The following is a 16,745-nucleotide window of genomic DNA, read 5'->3' as shown; positions in this document are numbered from 1 at the left end:
GACGGGAGGAATACGTTTCCCGGCAGCCGCGTACGGCGCAGAGCCCGGGCGGCCGCTCGCGGCCGCCCGGGCTCCTCGAAGGGCCCCGCCGGTTACGCCGGCATGGGCACGGACACGAACCGCCTGCCCGACTCGTTCTCGACCACGACCTCCTTGACGTTGGCCGGGTCCACCGCCGCCGAGCCGTCCAGCGACGCGCCCTTGCCCTCGCCGTTCTGGCCGCCCACGACCCAGCTGCCCGCGGTGGTGCGCTTGCCGTCCCGTCCGACCACGATCAGCAGGCAGCGCTCGCCCGGCGGGATCCCCGCCACGGCCGCATGCACCCGTACCCACTTGGCGGCGGGCGTGACCTGTACGGTCATCCGCGCGCCGGTGCTCGCGTCGGTCGCCGCGGCCACCTTCGTGCCCGCCACCGGGGGTGACGGCGCCGCCGTGACCGTCGGCGAAGGCGGCGGCGGCTGGGCGACCGGCGCCCCGTCCGCGGAGCCCAGCTGCGCCCCGGCCCAGAACACGGCGGCCAGCGAGGCCGCCGCGGCCAGTCCCGCGACGCTCCAGCGTCGGCGCCGGTCCCCGGCCGCCTCGTTGCGCATCTGCCGCAGCGTGCGCTGGAGCAGCAGATCACCGCCCTGCGGCGGCCCGTCGAGGAAGGCCTCCGCAGGCACCTCGCCCAATGCCGCCTCCATCTCGCGCAACGCGGCCACCTCCTCACGGCATTGCACGCAGCCGCTCATGTGCTCCTGGACCCGACGGACGTCGTACTCGTCCAGGACGCCGAGAACGTACGGGCCGAGCAGTTCCTCCTCGTGCTGCTGCCGGTTCATGCCACCACCTCCCGCAGTCCGGCGGGCTGCTGGGGCGGCCTGCCCATTCGATTGCCCTCCTTGGTAATGCCTTGACGGAATACTTCGCGCAGCGCCTTGAGCGCGTAGTGCGCGCGTGATTTGACCGTGCCCGCCGGGATGCCGAGGCTGTCGGCCGCCTCGGCCACGCTGAGCTGGCGGTAGTACAACTCCTTCAGCACGTCCCGGTGTTCCGGGGACAGCTGGTCGAGGGCCCCCAGCACGGTCATCGTGTCCACGACGGAATCGGCGTGGTCCAGCTCGACCGGGGGAGTGGCCGCGGCCCCGGAGACCTCCGCGGGGCGGGCGGCCTTGGCCCGGTAACGGTCGGTGATGATGTTGCGGGCCACCGTCAGCAGCCAGCCGCGCACCGAACCCTTCCCGTTGATCAGGACCTCGGAGTGCCGCCAGGCGCGGATGAGCGTCTCCTGGACGACGTCCTCGGCGGTGGCCCGGTCTCCGGTCAGCCGGGTGGCGTACGCGAGCAGGGCGTGGCCGTGCTCCTCGTACACCGACCTGATCAGTGCCTCATCGGTCGAGCCCCGCCGCGTGCGGGGCCACATTGGTCCGGCCATCTCACCCTCTCCGTCTTCCTCGCCCATCTGGTGCGGACAGAACACGCGTCCCGCCGGGACCTGGTTCATGTGACCCGCGTCACTCAGGTGCGGCAGTCGTGCCCTTCGTTGAGGCAGTCGACGACGGCGGCCATCTGCCCGTCGGTCATGGCGTCCACGAACATGGCGTGGTCCGTCTTCGGGCTGTGCCGCTGCTCGGGGAAGGAGTCGACGGCGACCGGCACCCCCGGGGGCACGTCGTACGCGAGGGAGATGCGCAGCTGGGGCACGGCGAAAGTGCCCGGCGGGCAGACGCCGTTGGCCGCGGGGAAGCCGAGGTGCGAGCGGTGGCCCGGGCTGTCGGTGTCCAGCCCGTTCCAGCAGCTGGGGAAGACGAGCGTACGGGTGAGGCGCTCACCCGCAGGGCAGCGCGGGTAGCGGGTCGTGAACCGGTCGGGGGAGCCGGAACAGCCCCAGCGGGCGCGGACGTCGGCATCGCTCGCCGCGGTGTAGGCCACCGCGTCGCCCGTCATCGCGCGCAGAAAGCGCGGCATCGGCACGACCTTGCCCACCGGGCTGCCGCGGAACTCCACGGAGACCGCCGCCTCGCGCAGGGTCTCGCCCGCGTTGCCGTGCCCGGCGGAGCTCTCGTGCGGGTGGGTATCCGCCCGGTCCGGCCGGCGCAGGACCGGCCAGTAGTACGTGGACCGGTCGCCGCCGCGGCAGCTGGTCGCGGCGGCGGCCAGGGAGGCATCGGTCGACATCGCGTCCGTGGACAGGTTCCCGACGTACGCGTGGGTGTGGTGGGCGCCCGAGCGCAGCCCCGGCGACACCACCAGGTTGTCCTCGTTGTAGTGGCGCTCCTCGTTGCGCCCGCAGTCCACCGTCACGGTGCCCGTCGAGGCGTCGGGCCCGGCCGACGGGGCACGGGGGCCGGGCGGCACATCCCGTATGTCCACGTAGTCACCGGCGTTCACCCCGGAATGCGGCGCCCCGTCGGGACGCGCCACCCGGGCGGCGCCCAGCACGGCGGCGGCCAGCCCGATGCCCAGCACCAGGCAGACGAGCAGCGTGAGCAGTCGGCGTTCGTTCACCATGCGGGTCACGGTTGCCGTTGCGCGCCGCAGCGTCAACCTGCATCCGCATGTCGGCCAGACCGCCGCCCGGGAGCTTGCCCGGCCGGCGGAGGACCCCGCACAGTACCCGGCATGACACCCGCTGAGCTCCTGCACGCGTTCGCCCGCACCCGCGCCTCGCTCGACGGAGGCGAGGTGACCTTCTGGTGGTCCGGGGACGTCTACTCCTGGGCCCCGGACCAGCCGTACCGGCACCTCTTCGGCTTCGAGGGCCTCAACGTCGCCCGCCTCGTCGCGGACGGCGAGAGCGGCGGCTTCCAACTGCTCACCAGGGAAGCCGCGTTCTACCTGGATCCGCAGACCCGGGAGATCCTGGACACCTGGGAGGACAAGCCGGTGATCCACATCTGGAACGACCCGGCCAACCTCCGACTGCGGCCCTTCCCCATCCCCCTCACCGAGCTCGGCGACCAGGTCTGCTTCAGCCTGGAGATCCCGCTCGCCTATCCCTCGCCGCTCCCGGTCGCGCAGTACCCGCTGAACTCGGCCGACGACACGTACAAGGCCCTGGAGCTCTTCCAGTTCTTCGCGCCGCGCACGGTGCTCACCACCGACGAGCCCGGCGTCCCGTGCACCATGTCCTGGATGCGGATGTCCCCGTGGCTGCCGTGGATGGAACAGGGCCAGCGCCCGGGCGGCCTCACCTTCCACTGCCGGGGCCGCAAGCTCGGCTCCTACGCCGAAGTCCCCGAACGGACCCGCGCCCACATCGCCGCCCACCACCCCGAGTACGCCCACGCCCCGGAGAAGTGGACCGAACCCAACGAGACCAGCTGGACCTACTTCCGCAGGCAGCACGACCCCGGGCAGCGCCGGCCCTGACGGGCCTTCGCCCCTGGACGGCGTACCACGGGATGCAGCACGTACCCGGATGTGACGATGATGGTCGGGACCCGGCAGCGGGCCCGCAGGCAGGCGTCGATCGCGACCGCCGCCAACCCGACGCCATCGCGATCCCGTTCGCGGCCATCAGCGGCCCTCAGCCCGACAGAGCGGGTGGAGGAGGAGTTGTGGCACCTCTGGCTCGGATTCCCCTGGACGGCGGGGGCGGTCTCCTGATCGAGGCCCCGGCCGGGCTGGAAGGACCGGTGAAGGCCGGTCGCCTCGGCGATGCCATCCACGACCTGCCGGAGACCCTGCAAGAGGCTCTGGTGCCGGTCACGGAGGCGGTGCGCGCCACCCTGGAGCAACTGCGCAAGGCCCGCCCCGACCAGATCGTCGTCGGGTTCGGTGTCGACCTCGCGGTCCAGGCCGGGGCCGTGATCACCAAGACCGGCGCCGGGTGCCACTTGACCGTGACCGTGGCATGGAAGCGGAACGACCCCGGTCAGCCGGGCCTGCGCGACGGTGCGGGCTGATCCGGGGTGAACAGCGCCGCCGAGGAGCCGGAGCGGGACCACGCGCCGGGAGCGGGGCTGCCGCCTTCCGTGGCCCAGATCCTCGGCGCCGACGGGGCTGTGGCCGGGGCGGGCTTCCTGGTGGCCGAGGACATCCTGGTCACCTGTGCGCATGTCGTCACCGGGGCCGGATCCGGGCCCGGCGGGAGCGTGCAGCTGGTCTTCCCGCACGCGCCCGGCGCGCCTCGGGTCGAGGGACGGGTGCTGGAGGAGCCGTGGCGCGCTCCCGAGGCCGAGGACGTGGCCGTCGTCCGTCTGAGCGGCACCCTGCCGGATGTGGAGGTGCTCGCGTTGGGCTCTGCGGCAGGCTGCCGGGGCCACGCCGTGCGCTCGTTCGGGTTCCCCGCCCAGGCCCCGCCGGGAGGGCACTTCGGCCGCGGTGTGGCCGTCGATCTGCTGCCGGCCGGCGAGGGCAGGGGCGAGTATCTCCAGTTGACCGACGCCAACGACCTGACGACCGGGTTCAGCGGCGGGCCGGTCCTCGACGAGCGGACCGACCTGGTCATCGGCATGCTCAGCGAGATCACCGCCCCGGACGCGCTCACGAAGGGGCAGGACATCGCCTACGTCACCCCCGCGAAGGTCCTGCGGGAGGTCTGGCCCGACCTGGCGGAGCAGGACGTGTGCCCCTACCGGGGGCTGGAGCCGTTCACCGCGGAGGAGGCCCGCTGGTTCGAAGGCCGCAAGGACGCAGTGGCGCAAGTGCTGGCGAATTTGGCCCGGCAGCGGCGGCTGACCCTGCTGCTCGGGCCCTCCGGCTCGGGCAAGTCGTCCCTGGTCGAAGCCGGCGTCCTGCCCGCACTGGCCGCCGGTGAACTGCCCGGCAGCGACCGGTGGCTGCAAGTCCTCGCCCGGCCGCGGCAGAACCTGCTCGTCGAAATCGAGCGCGCCGGCCTTCCGGGGGCCGCCACCGACGGGATCGCCGCGGCCGTCACCCGCCGGCTCGAGGCCGCACCCTATGAGCGCGTCGTCCTGGTCATCGACCAGTTCGAGGAGCTGCTCGCCCAGTCCGGCAACGGCCGGCAGCACGAGCGCCGCCTGGCCGCGACGGACCAGATCACCGCAGCCGTGAAGTCAAACGTCGAGCTCAGCGTGATCCTGATCATGCGTGACGACTTCTACCCCCAGCTGGCGGCCCTGGCGCGGATCGTGGAGGCGGCGATGCCGGGGCTCCTCAACGTACCGAGCGCACTGAGCCGGCAGGACCTGCACGACATCATCACCCTGCCCGCCCAGGACATGGGAGCCCACTTCCAGCACGGGCTGCCCGAGCAGATCATCATCGACGTCCTGGCCATCACGCCCCGGGGGGCTGCCGACCACCAGGCACCCGTCACCGTGCTGCCTCTGCTGGAGCTGACGCTCAGCCAGCTGTGGCAGAGGCGCCAGGACGGATTCCTCACGCATGAGGCGTACCGGCGCATCGGCGGAGTCACGGGCAGCCTGACCACGTGGTGCGAGACGGCCCTCAACCAGCTGTCCCCCGATCACCGGCTCGTCGCGCAGCGGATCCTGACCTCCCTGGTGCGGCCGGCCGACCCCGCCCACCACATTCCCGCCATCCGCGCGCAGGTCCCCTTGCACGACCTGCGCGACCTGGCGGCCGACCCCCACACCACGCCCGACGCCGGAGAGGCCTTCGACGAGGTACTGGCCGCCCTCACCCGCTACCGCATCATCACCACGCACACGCCCCGCACGCCCGACAGCCCCGACACCCCTGCCGGGCCGCCGGTCGCCGAACTGATCCACGATGCACTCATCCAGGACTGGGGCACACTGCGCGAGTGGGTCAGCCAGGACCACCGCTTCCAGGATTGGCTCGAGGGCACCTGGGAACGGCAGGAGCGCCATGCGGAAAGCGGCGACCCGGGGGACCTCCTCGTCGGAACAGCACTCGCCGAGGGCGTCGAGTGGTCACAGCAACGCCGCCTGCCGGGCGACATCGCGGTCTTCCTCACGGCGAGCCAGCAGCGCCAGGTGGCCGTCATCCGGCGCAGCAGACGCCTGAACATCGTCCTGGGCACCCTGCTCGCCCTCGCGCTCGTCGCCGGGGGAGAAGCCTTCGTGCAGAGGGAGGTAGCCGAGCACCAACGTCGGACAGCCCTGTCCCGGGAGCTTGCCACCCAGTCCGACACGCTCTTGAGCACAAACCCCGACCGTGCCGCGCTCCTGGCCATCCGCGCGTACAACACCAGCCACACTGCCGAATCCAACGAAAGTCTAGAAAATGCCGCAGACCTCCCGCTGCGACGGCGTTTCCCCGGCCAGGGCAAAACGGTGTGGTCGGTGGCGTCGAGCCCGGACGGGAGCACGCTCGCCACCGCAGGTGATGACAAGATCGTGCGGTTGTGGAACGTGGACGACGGCAGTTTCCGCACACTGACCGGCCACACCGGACCGGTGCGGTCGGTGGCCTTCAGCCCGGACGGGAAGATCCTCGCCACTGGCGGTGACGACAGGACCGTGCGGTTGTGGAACGTGGACGACGGCAGTTTCCGCACACTGCCCGACCACACCGACGCGGTGAAATCGGTGGCGTTCAGCCCGGACAGGCACACCCTCGCCGTCGGCAGTGTCGACGGGACGGTGCGGCTGTGGGATGTGGACACCGGTACGAATCGCCGCCTGTCGTCCGGCAGCCACAACGAACCGGTGAACGCGGTGGCGTTCAGCAGGGACGGGAAGATCCTCGCCACCGGCAGTGAGGACAAGACGGTGCGGCTGTGGGATGTGGGCAACGCAGAGGTCCGCCTCCGCCGGACGCTGTCCGGCCACGCCGGACCGGTGAACTCGGTGGCGTTCAGCCCGGACGGACGCACTCTGGCCACGGGCAGCCTCGACGGCACCGTGCGGGTGTGGGACATGACCAAGGACGAGGTCGGCAAACCGCTGCCCGGCCGCACCGACGCGGTGTGGTCGGTGGCGTACAGCCCGGATGGAGGCAGGCTCGCCTGTGGCATCGGCGACGGCACCGTGCGGTTGTGGGATGGGGTCAACCGAACGTTCGGAGACACGCTGTCCGGCCACACCGAAGGCGTGAACTCGGTGGCGTTCCGACCGGATGGGCAGACCCTTGCCACCGGCAGCGTCGACGGGACGGTGCGGTTGTGGGCTGCGGACACCGGTATGAATCGCCGCCCGCTGTCCCACACCGGTGTGGTGCGGTCGGTGGCCCTGAGCAAGGACGGGCGGACTCTCGCCTCCGGCAGTGATGACGGCAGGGTGCGTTTGTGGGATGCGCAGACCGGCGAGCTCCGCCACACGCTGTCCGGCCACACCGGTGTGGTGTGGTCGGTGGCGTTGAGCGCGGATGGGCGGACTCTCGCCTCTGGCGGCGATGACGGCAGGGTGCGTTTGTGGGATGCGCAGACCGGCGAGCTCCGCCACACGCTGTCCGGCCACACCGGTGTGGTGTGGTCGGTGGCGTTGAGCGCGGATGGGCGGACTCTCGCCTCTGGCGGCGATGACGGCAGGGTGCGTTTGTGGGATGCGCAGACCGGCGAGCTCCGCCACACGCTGCCCGGCCACAACGGCGTGGTGCGGGCTGTGGCACTGAGCGCGGACGGGGTCACTCTCGCCTCTGGCGGCGATGACAAGAAGGCGCGGTTGTGGGACGCGCGTAAGGGCAAGCCCGGCCACGAGCTGTCCGGCCACACACGTACGGTGCGGGCGGTGGCGTTCAGCCCGGATGGGCGCACTCTCGCCACCGGCAGCGCCGACAAGACGGTGCGGTTGTGGAAAGTGGCCAACGGCAGGCGCGGCAGACCCCTGGACAGCCTCACGAAGGAGGTGAACGCGCTGGCGTTCAGCCCCGATGGACGCACACTCGCCATCAGCAGCAACGAGACGTCGACCGTGTGGTGGTGGGATGTGGCCACCGACAAGTTCCGCCCCAAGGCCACCGGCCACAGCGGGGGAGTGCGGTCGGTGGCGTTCAGCGGCGACTGGCATACCTTCGCCACCGGCGGTGACGACGCAAAGGTGCGGTTGAGGGACGTCTCCCCGGCCAAGGATTCGATCGACAAGATCTGTGACGCCTTCAGCGGTGGCCTCGACGACGTGGAACGGAAGGCAGTCGGGCACGTGTGTCCACGCCCCTGATGCCGGGAACGCACAGAACCCCTTGAGCAAGCGCAGCCCTGCACGGCCCGACCCGCAGCCCGGGACGGGCCGTGCAGGGCTGTGGCGGTGCGCGGCGGGCTGCCGCAGCGGCCGGCGGTGGGCGCGGCGGGCTGCCCGGGGCCGGCACTCGAGGGTGCCTCGGCGCGTGATCGGGCCACGCTGCACGGGGCACCCCCGGCGATGGTTCCGCGGGGGCGGGAGGTAGGGTCCGGGGAGGTGTAGGGGGGCTTCAGGGGGGTGGACAAGGGTTTTCCCGGTATCGGGTTCATCCTCGCGTTGCCTACTGTCTGCCCACCGGCGATCTTTCCCACCCCGCACGGACCCCGCACCAACCCCACATGGTGCGAAACCGTGCGGCCGGATGGATCGCCCGCACCGCCGTTGCCCCCGCCCCGCCGAAGCGGCCGGGGCAACGCGGCGAGCAGCGGTGGCCGGGACGGGCGTGACCAACCCGTCCCCGGCCCCGTAGCCGCCGGTTCACCTCCCACACAGCTCCAACCGCCCGCTCCGGCTTGCCCGGAAACGGCCCGCGAAGGGAACACCGTGCACGCAACGAGAAGCCGGCTCATATCCGTGGTGGCGATCTCCGTCACCCTCCTCGCCGGCTCCGCCACCGCTTCTGTCGCCCTGGCCGGCTCGGCCCCCGCGCCGGCCCCGGCCGCCGCCTCCGCCCTCCCGGCCGCGGGCGCGCCCGCTTCCCCCGCCGCCGCGCCGGTGCAGAACCTGATCGTCGGCTACAAGTCCTCCGCCACCGAGGCCAGTTCCAACAAGGCCGCCGCGGACGACGCCGCCGCCAAGGGCAAGAAGGCCGGCAAGAAGGCGAAGTTCGACCGCCGCCTCGGCACCGGCGCCGCCCTCGTCAACCTGGGTGGTGCGACCGCCCCGGCCGACGCGGCGGACGTGATGGCCCAGTTCCGTGCCGACCCGGACGTCGCGTACGTCGAGCCGGACGCCCGCGCCTACGCGATGTCCACCCCGAACGACACCGAGTACGCCAAGCAGTGGGACCTCTTCGAGCCCACCGCCGGCATGAACGTTCCGGCCGCCTGGGACAAGAGCACCGGCTCCGGCGTCACCGTCGCCGTGATCGACACCGGCTACGTGGCCCACTCCGACGTGGCCCCGAACATCGTCGCCGGCTACGACTTCATCAGCGACTCCACCGCCGCCCGTGACGGCAACGGCCGCGACAGCGACCCGTCCGACCAGGGCGACTGGAGCGCGGCGGGCGAGTGCGGCACCGGCTCCACGGCCAGCGGCTCCTCCTGGCACGGCACCCACGTCGCGGGCACCATCGCCGCAGCCACCAACAACGCCAAGGGCGTCGCGGGCATCGCGTACAACGCGAAGATCCAGCCCGTCCGCGTGCTCGGCAAGTGCGGCGGCACCACCTCCGACATCGTCGACGCCATCACCTGGGCCTCCGGCGGCTCCGTCGCGGGCATCCCGGCGAACGCCACCCCGGCCAAGGTCATCAACATGAGCCTCGGCGGCTCCGGCGCCTGCACCGCGTCCTACCAGAACGCGATCAACGCGGCCGTCGCCCGCGGCACCACGGTCGTGGTCGCCGCCGGCAACAGCAACGCGGACGCGGCCGGCTTCTCGCCCGCCAGCTGCAACAACGTGGTCTCCGTGGCCGCCACCAACCGCACCGGCGACCGCTCCTTCTACTCCAACTACGGCAGCAAGGTCGACATCGCCGCGCCGGGCGGTGAGACCCGCCGCGCCACCGACACGCCCGGCACCGTCACCACCCCCGAGAACGGCATCCTCTCCACCCTGAACGACGGCGCCACCACCCCGGGCTCCGAGATCTACAAGCCCTACCAGGGCACCAGCATGGCCGCCCCGCACATCGCGGGCCTCGCCGCGCTCGTCGTCGCCGCCAAGCCCTCGCTGACCCCGGCTCAGGTCGAGTCGGCCATCAAGGCCAACGCCCGCCCGCTCGCCGGCACCTGCACCGGTGGCTGCGGCGCCGGTCTCGCCGACGCGGCCGCGACCGTCGCCGCCGTGACCGCGCCGCCGGCCCCGGGCTTCGAGAACACCACGAACGTGAACATCGCCGACAACTCGACCGTGGAGAGCCCCATCACGGTCAGCGGAGTGGCGGGCAACGCCCCGGCCGCCCTCAAGGTGAACGTGAACATCGTGCACACCTACATCGGTGACCTGAAGGTCGACCTGGTGGCCCCCGACGGCAGCGTCTACACGCTGCACAACCGGGCCGGCGGCAGCACCGACAACATCAACCAGCAGTACACCGTGGACGCCTCCTCGGAGGTCGCGAACGGCACCTGGAAGCTCCGCGTCAACGACAACGCCGCCGGCGACACCGGCTACATCGACGCCTGGAGCCTCGGCTTCTGAGGGACCGATAGTACGGACCATTGAGCCCCGCGGACCTGCTGATACACCTCGTATCGGCAGGTCCGCAGCCGTTTCCTGACAGCTGACTGAATTCTGCGTCACAATCCGTGTCCACCCGGCATCCGACCTCGTATTGTCGCGTCTCACAGGAGAGGCGCAGAGTGGGGACCGAGAGGCTGGTGGCTGTGCGTGGTGGCGGCGACGGGGAACGCTGACACGACCGTCGGACACGGTGAACTGATCAAGGCGGTCGAACGCGCGCTGACCGCGCACGGGCGGGCGCTCCTCACCGGACCCGCCGGCGCGGGCAAGACCGAGGTGGCAGGCGCCGTCGCGGCCGCCGCCGCGACGCGCCACGAGACCGTGCTCCGGCTCGCCCCCGAGGCCGCGGACCAGTGGATCCCGGAGGCCTCCGCCGCCGCGCTGCTCGCCTCCGTGCCGTGCGCCGCGCTGGAACGGCTCTCCGGACCCCAGCGCACCGCCATCGCCCTCCTGCGCCGCGAGGCCGACGCGCCCCGGGCCGGCCGCGACCACGTCGCGCTGCGCCTCGCCGTCGTCGAGGTGCTCCGCACCCTCGCCGCCCGCACCCCCGTCCTGCTCGTCCTCGACAACGCCCAGTGGCTGGACGCGGAAAGTACCGATCTGCTCCGTTTCGCCCTGCGCCTGACCCCGCCCCGCGTACGGGTCCTCGTGGCCGAATGCGTCCAGGGCGGCGCCCCCGTCGGCGGCCCCCTGTGCGGCCCCGGCACCCCCGAGATCCGGGTCCCCCCGCTCGGCGCCGACGAGGTGGCCGAACTCCTCGCCCGCCACGGCCTCCCCGCCCGCCTCGCCGGCCGCATCCACCAGGCCAGTGGCGGAAACCCGCGCCTCGCCCTCGCCCTCGGCCACTCCCTCGCCGCAGCCGCCGAGGCCCGCGACGGCAGCGCCCACCACGCCGACACCCTGCCCCTGTCCGGCCAGGCCCGCGAGGTCGCCCGCCGGCTCCTCGCCGAAGCCCCGGCCCGGGCCCGCCGCACCCTGCTGCTCGCCGCCCTCGCGGCGCGCCCGACGACCGCCCTGCTGCGCCGGGCCGGCCGACCAGACGCCGAGGCCGAACTCGCCGAGGCGGAGCGGGCCGCGCTGGTCACCGTGGGCGAGGACGGCGCGGTCGCGTTCACCGCCGGCGCCCTGCCCATGGCCCTGGCCGCCGACGCCGGCTGGCCGGAACGCGCCGCCGGACACGCCGCGCTCGCCGCGGCCGTCGACGACCCCGTCCAGGCCGTACGCCACCGGGCGCTGGCCGTGGACACCCCCGGGGAACGGCTCGCCGCCGAGATCACCGAGGCCGCCGCGGCCTGCCGACGACGCGGCCAGCGCGCCCTGGCCGCCGAGCTCGGCCTGCTCGCGGCCGAACGTACGCCGACCGACCGGCCCGGGGATGAACTGGCCCGTCTCGTCGCCGCCGCCGAGGACGCCGGCTGGGCCGGCCGCGCCGACCTCGCGCGCCGCGCCACCCGTGCCGTGCTGGCCCGCGACGCCTCGCCCGCCGACCGGGTACGGGCCCGGCTCGCGGTGATCGACGCCGCGGGACAGGCCCTCGCCGCCCTCGACGAGACCTTCGCGTGCGCCATGGCCGACGCCGCCGGGGACCCCGCCCTCCAGGCGGCCGTGCAACTGAGGATCGCCACGAAGTACAACCTCAGCGACGGCGACCCCGTCCGCTCCCGCGACGCGGCGGCCGAGGCCGGCCGGCTCGCCGCCCTGGGCGGCGACCAGGTCGCCGAGGCCATGGCACTGACCGTACGGGCCCGCATGGGCCGCATCCTCGGGGACGCGGACGCCGAGGACATCCTGGCCGAGGCCCTGGCCCTGCCCGCCCCCGAAGTGCCGCTCGGCATGCGCAACGCCCCGCAGTACCTCGCCGTCCGGCACGCCCTCTTCGACGACCGCCTCGCCGACGCCCGGCACCAGCTGCTCGTCCTGCTGCCCGCCGTCCGGCGCACGGGATCCGCGGAAGACGTCTTCGAGGTGCTGCGCAGCCTCACCGAGGTCGAACTGCGGCGCGGCCGGTGCGCGATCGCGTCCGCGCACGCCCGCCGCGCCCTCGAACTGACCATCGAGGCGGGCCTCTCGCCCGGCCCCGCCTGGTACGCCGCCGCGATGGCGGAGGCCATGGGCGGCAGCTTCGCGCGCGCCGCCGGCTACGCCCGGCGCGGCATCCAGGCCTCCGAGGAGGAGCACGACCAGGTGTTCCTCTCGCGCAGCCTGTACGCGCTCGGCCTGACCGAGCTGGCGACGGGGGAGGCCGCGAAGGCCGTGGCCACCCTGCGCCGGGTGGCCGAACTGGAGGAGGCCCAGCAGGTCGTCGACCCCTCGATCCTGCGCTGGCACGGAGAGCTGGCCGAGGCACTGGTGGCCGCGGACGCACCCGACGAGGCCGCGGAGCTGCTCGACTCCGTCCGTACGGTCGCCGTCGGCCTCGGGCGGACCGCGGTGGTGGCCGCACTCGACCGGGCCCGCGGCCTGTGCCTGTCCGCGCACGGCGACGCCGAAGCCGCCGTGCACCTGCTGCAGGCCACGGCGGACCGGTTCAGTGTGCTCCAGCTCCCGGTGGAGCGCGGCCGTACGCTGCTCGCCCTGGCCCGGGTGGAACGGCGCCGCCGGCGGCGCGCACCCGCCCGCGCCGCGCTGCGGGCGGCTGCCGAGGTGTTCGCCGCGGCCGGCGCGAAGCCCTGGGCGGAACTGGCCGCCGAGAACCGGGAGCCGGCGCCGGCCGAGGGCGGCGCAGCCGTGGCCCTGGCCGTCCTGACCGAGGCGGAGACCCGTCTCGCCCTGCTCGTCGCCGAGGGCGCCAGCAACCAGGAGGCGGCCGCGAAGCTCTTCGTCAGCGTCAAGACGGTCGAGGCCCGGCTGACCCGGATCTACCAGAAGCTCGACGTACGCTCGCGAGCCCAGCTGGCCACCACTCTGCGCACCCGCTGAGGGAGCGCAGCGCGGTGGCCGGCCCGGTCCCGGTCAGCAGCTGAGGTTGCCGCCCGGTGTCACGCCCAGGATCTGCGTGAAGCTCTGGTACGCGTTCACCCGGCTCTGGACCTGGGCGGGGTTGCCGCCGTTGCACTCCAGGGAGCCGTTGATGGAGCGGATCGTCTCGCCGAAGCCGGCTCCGTTCACCATGGCGGCGTGGGCGGTCATCGTGCCCGGGCCGTTCTGGGTGTTCCAGTACCACAGGGCCGTCTTCATGGCGATGGCCGGATCCTGCTCCACGAGGTACGGGTTGGCGAGCAGGTTGATGCCGAGGGCGTCACCGGCCGCCTTGTAGTTGAAGTTCCAGCTGAGCTGGATCGGGCCGCGGCCGTAGTAGGCGGCCTGTCCGGCGGGACAGCCGTAGGGCTGGCTCGCGTCGCAGTAGTGGGGGTAGTTGGCGGTGTTCTGCTCGACGATGTACACGAGCCCGCCCGTCTCGTGCGAGACGTTGGCCAGGAACGCGGCCGCCTCGCGCCGTTTGACGGTGTCGTCACCGGTGTGGGCGAAGGCGGGGTACGCCGACAGGGCCGAGACCAGGCCGTTGTAGGTGTAGAAGGGGTTCCGGTTCGGGAACATCTGGTTGAACTGGGCCTCGGAGACCACGAATCCGGACGGGGTGCCGGGGTCCGGGTCCTGGCCGCCGCCATCGCCGCAGGTGCCGAGGTCGGACCAGACGCCCCATTGGCCGGTGGTGCCGGGCGTCTCGCCCTGGGTCCACCACTTGGCCTGCCAGTTGTGCCCGCTGTACGAGGCGCTCTGGCCGTTGGTGTAGACGGCGGACGAGGCCCACGGGGTGACGCAGGCCGCGGCCGCGGAGGCGGGGGAGGCGGGGAGGGCGACCGCGAGGCCGAAGGTGGCGGCCGCGGCGGCCGCCAGGGCGAGAGCGCGGCGGCGAAGCGCACGTATCACGTAATTGCTCCTTCAGTGGGGGGAGTTGCCGTGGGGGGGGGCGAGTACCGCCACTGAAGCGAAACTGGTCTGGACCTGTCAAGGTCTAGACCAGTTTTCATCGGGTTCGGGCAACGGGCAGGGCCCGTACGTGCCATCGCGCGTACGGGCCCTGCCGGTGGTCGAGCGGTGATCAGCTGCCGGCGGAGAGGTTGCCGGAGAGGACCGGGATGTTGCTGAGGATGTGCGAGGCCGAGTCGTCACCCTTGGCCTGGGTGGAGTTCTCGGTGCACTGCTGGCTCATCGGGTTGTGCAGGACGTTGATGTCCTGGACGCCGACGTTGGCGATGAGCGCAAACACCGACTGGGCGTTGACCTTCGCCGGCAGGCCGAACGCAGAGCTTGTTGAGCGAGCCCTGGACCAGGCTGAGCTGCGGGCTCATCGCGCCCTCGGTCTCCTGGTTGCCGTAGATCGGCTTGGTTATCGCAAGTCACCCGAGTGGCCCAGTGCCCGGGTCCGGACCGGGCCCACGCAAAAGGGGCCGCCAACAGCTCCACGAGCTGGAAGCGGCCCCTCGTACGACATACAGGGACTGGCTTGATCCGTTCGAACGGTTCTGCGCAGGATGCCGCGGACCGGCGGGCAGGACGCCGGTCCCGAGCGGGCATTCACGCGGAGGCCGGGACCGGTCAGCCCGTCTTGCGGCGGGTCTTCTTGTTCTTGCCGCCCGCGCCACCGCTGGCGCCCTGGATCTTCGCCCGGCTCTGGTGAGCCTGCTGTGCATGGGCACTGCGGGCGTTGCGCTCGAGGGCCTCCCGGAACTTGCGCTTGGCCGCCTCGGCCGCCGATTCGTCCTGCGGGGTGTCCGACTCTTCTGCCATGTGTCCTCCTGGGTTGACCTGAAGCCGCTTCAGTCTGTCAGCTGCCGTCCCCCCTGACCAGCGGGTTCCGCGCCCAGGGGGTCCCGCGGCGGGCGCCGACCGGGAAACGGCCCGGCCCGGCTCCCGCCGCGGATGCGGATGCGGAAGGGGCGGGGGCCGGGCCGCCGGGCCGCCGGGCCGGGCTACGAGCGGGTGGTGGGCCGTGCCCACGCCTCCAGCTCACCGAATGCCGCGACGAAGGACGGCAGCATCGGCTTGTACGCCTCCTTGTCGATCACGACCAGCCCGTCGGTGTGGGTGCCTCCGGGGACGTGGACGTAGCGGTGCAGGGGCGCGCGCCCGGCGTCGGCGACCATCCGGTCGTACACGTCACCGAAGGCGGCCGGCGGGGTCAGCGCGTCGAGCGTGCCCTGGATGCTGATCAGCGGGCGCTGGATCTTCCCGGTCAGCGAGATCCGCTCGACCGCCCGGTGCACCGACCGGGGGCGCGAGGCGAAGTCGTAGTCCGTGTCGCAGCCGGGACCGGTACCCGCCGGGCAGAAGGGGGTGCCGCCCTGGGTTGCGCCGTCGTAGCCGGGGTCGACCTCCTCGCGGACCACACGCTGCAGGAGGTCCCACTGGTAGGCGTAGTGGTAGCCCCACTGCTTCTCGGAATCCGCCGGGTAGCCCGCTGCGATGATCTCGTCGCGTGCGGCATCGCGTGCGGCCTGGTCGCCCTGGGTCAGGCGGGGGAAGGCGCGCAGCGCCGGCGGGAGGGTGGTGAGCAGGCTGCCCTCCTTGGTGAAGGTGAGGGCGTTCCAGTCGATGCCGCCCGTGTAGAGCTCCGGGTAGTGCTCGAGCTGCCAGCGGACCAGGTATCCGCCCGCGGAGAGCCCGGCGGCGTAGGTGACGCGCGGGGTGCGTCCGTAGTGCTGGTCGGTGACCTTCTTCGCCGCCACGGTGAGCTCCGCCACCCGGCGGTGCCACTCCATGATCGCGTCGCCGGGGCGGTCGCCGTCCTTGTAGAGCTCGTCGCCGGTGTTGCCCTTGTCGGTGGCGGCGTAGGCGTAGCCCTTGGCGAGCACCTGGTCGCTGATGATCGGGTCGTTGGCGTACTGCTCGCGGGTCCCGGGCGGGCCGGCCACGACGAGCCCGCCGTTCCAGTTCTTGGGCAGCCGGATGACGAACTGGCTGTCGTGGTTCCAGCCGTGGTTGGTGTTGGTGGTGGAGGTGTCGGGGAAGTAGCCGTCGATCTGGACCCCGGGGACCCCGGACGGGGTGACGGTGTCCGGCGCCACCAGACCCTTCCAGTCCTCCTTGTCGGTGTGCCCGGTCCGGGTGGTTCCCGTGGTCGTCAGGTCGGTCAGGCAGCTGGAGACCGCGTACTCGGCTCCCGGGACCCGTACGCCGGAGCAGCGGTCCCCTTGGGTGGTGGCCGCCGGAACGGTCAGGGCGGTGGCGAGCAGCAACGGGGCGATGGCGAGATGGCGAAGCACGACGCACTCTTCTCGATGGGGAACGTGACGCCTCGAAATCTAGAAACCGCAGGTCATCGTGGGTAAGTGAGAGACGGCC

11 protein-coding genes and 1 pseudogene are annotated in these 16,745 nt (G+C 72.5%); 5 read left to right on the top strand and 7 right to left on the bottom strand.

The annotated features are described in order from the left end of the window. Positions 1-92: 92 nt before the first annotated feature. The 3 genes from AB0I68_RS12030 to AB0I68_RS12020 all read right to left on the bottom strand — a co-directional run bounded on the left by AB0I68_RS12030 (position 93) and on the right by AB0I68_RS12020 (position 2,490). A complete protein-coding gene (locus AB0I68_RS12030; protein ID WP_363177115.1) occupies positions 93-821 on the bottom strand; it encodes a zf-HC2 domain-containing protein in 729 nt (242 codons plus the stop codon). Further along, positions 818-1,414, bottom strand: coding sequence for a sigma-70 family RNA polymerase sigma factor (locus tag AB0I68_RS12025; protein WP_363177114.1), 597 nt, complete (start codon positions 1,412-1,414; stop codon positions 818-820). The genes AB0I68_RS12030 and AB0I68_RS12025 overlap by 4 nt, the downstream gene beginning before the upstream one ends. Positions 1,415-1,497: 83 nt before the next feature. Continuing rightward, complete coding sequence (locus AB0I68_RS12020) at positions 1,498-2,490, bottom strand: DUF1996 domain-containing protein (protein ID WP_363177113.1); 993 nt, start codon at positions 2,488-2,490, stop codon at positions 1,498-1,500. Between the two features lie 111 nt (positions 2,491-2,601). Between AB0I68_RS12020 and AB0I68_RS12015 the strand changes: the two genes are divergently transcribed. The 5 genes from AB0I68_RS12015 (at position 2,602) to AB0I68_RS11995 (ending at position 13,379) form a co-directional block, all read left to right on the top strand. Next, the gene (locus AB0I68_RS12015; protein WP_363177112.1) at positions 2,602-3,351 is read left to right on the top strand and encodes a DUF1838 family protein; all 750 of its coding nucleotides are present in this window, start codon (positions 2,602-2,604) and stop codon (positions 3,349-3,351) included. A 188-nt stretch (positions 3,352-3,539) separates the two neighbouring features. Next, a complete protein-coding gene (locus AB0I68_RS12010) occupies positions 3,540-3,887 on the top strand; it encodes a CU044_2847 family protein (RefSeq protein ID WP_363177111.1) in 348 nt (115 codons plus the stop codon). 6 nt (positions 3,888-3,893) lie between these two features. Next, positions 3,894-8,030 (top strand): trypsin-like peptidase domain-containing protein, encoded by a 4,137-nt coding sequence (locus AB0I68_RS12005; protein WP_363177110.1) that lies wholly within the window; start codon positions 3,894-3,896, stop codon positions 8,028-8,030. Between the two features lie 564 nt (positions 8,031-8,594). Further along, the gene (locus AB0I68_RS12000) at positions 8,595-10,418 is read left to right on the top strand and encodes a S8 family serine peptidase (RefSeq protein WP_363177109.1); all 1,824 of its coding nucleotides are present in this window, start codon (positions 8,595-8,597) and stop codon (positions 10,416-10,418) included. A 189-nt stretch (positions 10,419-10,607) separates the two neighbouring features. Then, positions 10,608-13,379, top strand: coding sequence for a LuxR family transcriptional regulator (locus AB0I68_RS11995; RefSeq protein WP_363177108.1), 2,772 nt, complete (start codon positions 10,608-10,610; stop codon positions 13,377-13,379). 33 nt (positions 13,380-13,412) lie between these two features. Here AB0I68_RS11995 and AB0I68_RS11990 read toward each other — a convergent pair whose 3' ends face one another. The 4 genes and pseudogenes from AB0I68_RS11990 to AB0I68_RS11975 all read right to left on the bottom strand — a co-directional run bounded on the left by AB0I68_RS11990 (position 13,413) and on the right by AB0I68_RS11975 (position 16,666). Next, positions 13,413-14,297: a glycoside hydrolase family 19 protein gene (locus tag AB0I68_RS11990; RefSeq protein ID WP_363177179.1), complete on the bottom strand. Its 885-nt coding sequence runs from the start codon at positions 14,295-14,297 to the stop codon at positions 13,413-13,415. Positions 14,298-14,502: 205 nt separating this feature from the next. Continuing rightward, positions 14,503-14,779, bottom strand: a pseudogene (locus AB0I68_RS11985) (rodlin); the annotation flags it as partial. Between the two features lie 220 nt (positions 14,780-14,999). Next, positions 15,000-15,191 (bottom strand): DUF5302 family protein, encoded by a 192-nt coding sequence (locus tag AB0I68_RS11980; protein ID WP_363177107.1) that lies wholly within the window; start codon positions 15,189-15,191, stop codon positions 15,000-15,002. Positions 15,192-15,373: 182 nt separating this feature from the next. Next, positions 15,374-16,666: a tannase/feruloyl esterase family alpha/beta hydrolase gene (locus tag AB0I68_RS11975; protein ID WP_363177106.1), complete on the bottom strand. Its 1,293-nt coding sequence runs from the start codon at positions 16,664-16,666 to the stop codon at positions 15,374-15,376. Positions 16,667-16,745 lie beyond the last annotated feature (79 nt).

The organism is Streptomyces sp. NPDC050448, from assembly GCF_040655295.1.
Lineage (GTDB): Bacteria > Actinomycetota > Actinomycetes > Streptomycetales > Streptomycetaceae > Streptomyces.
Note: the sequence above shows the minus strand (reverse complement) of the source record. Positions and strands in the feature narration are given on the sequence as shown.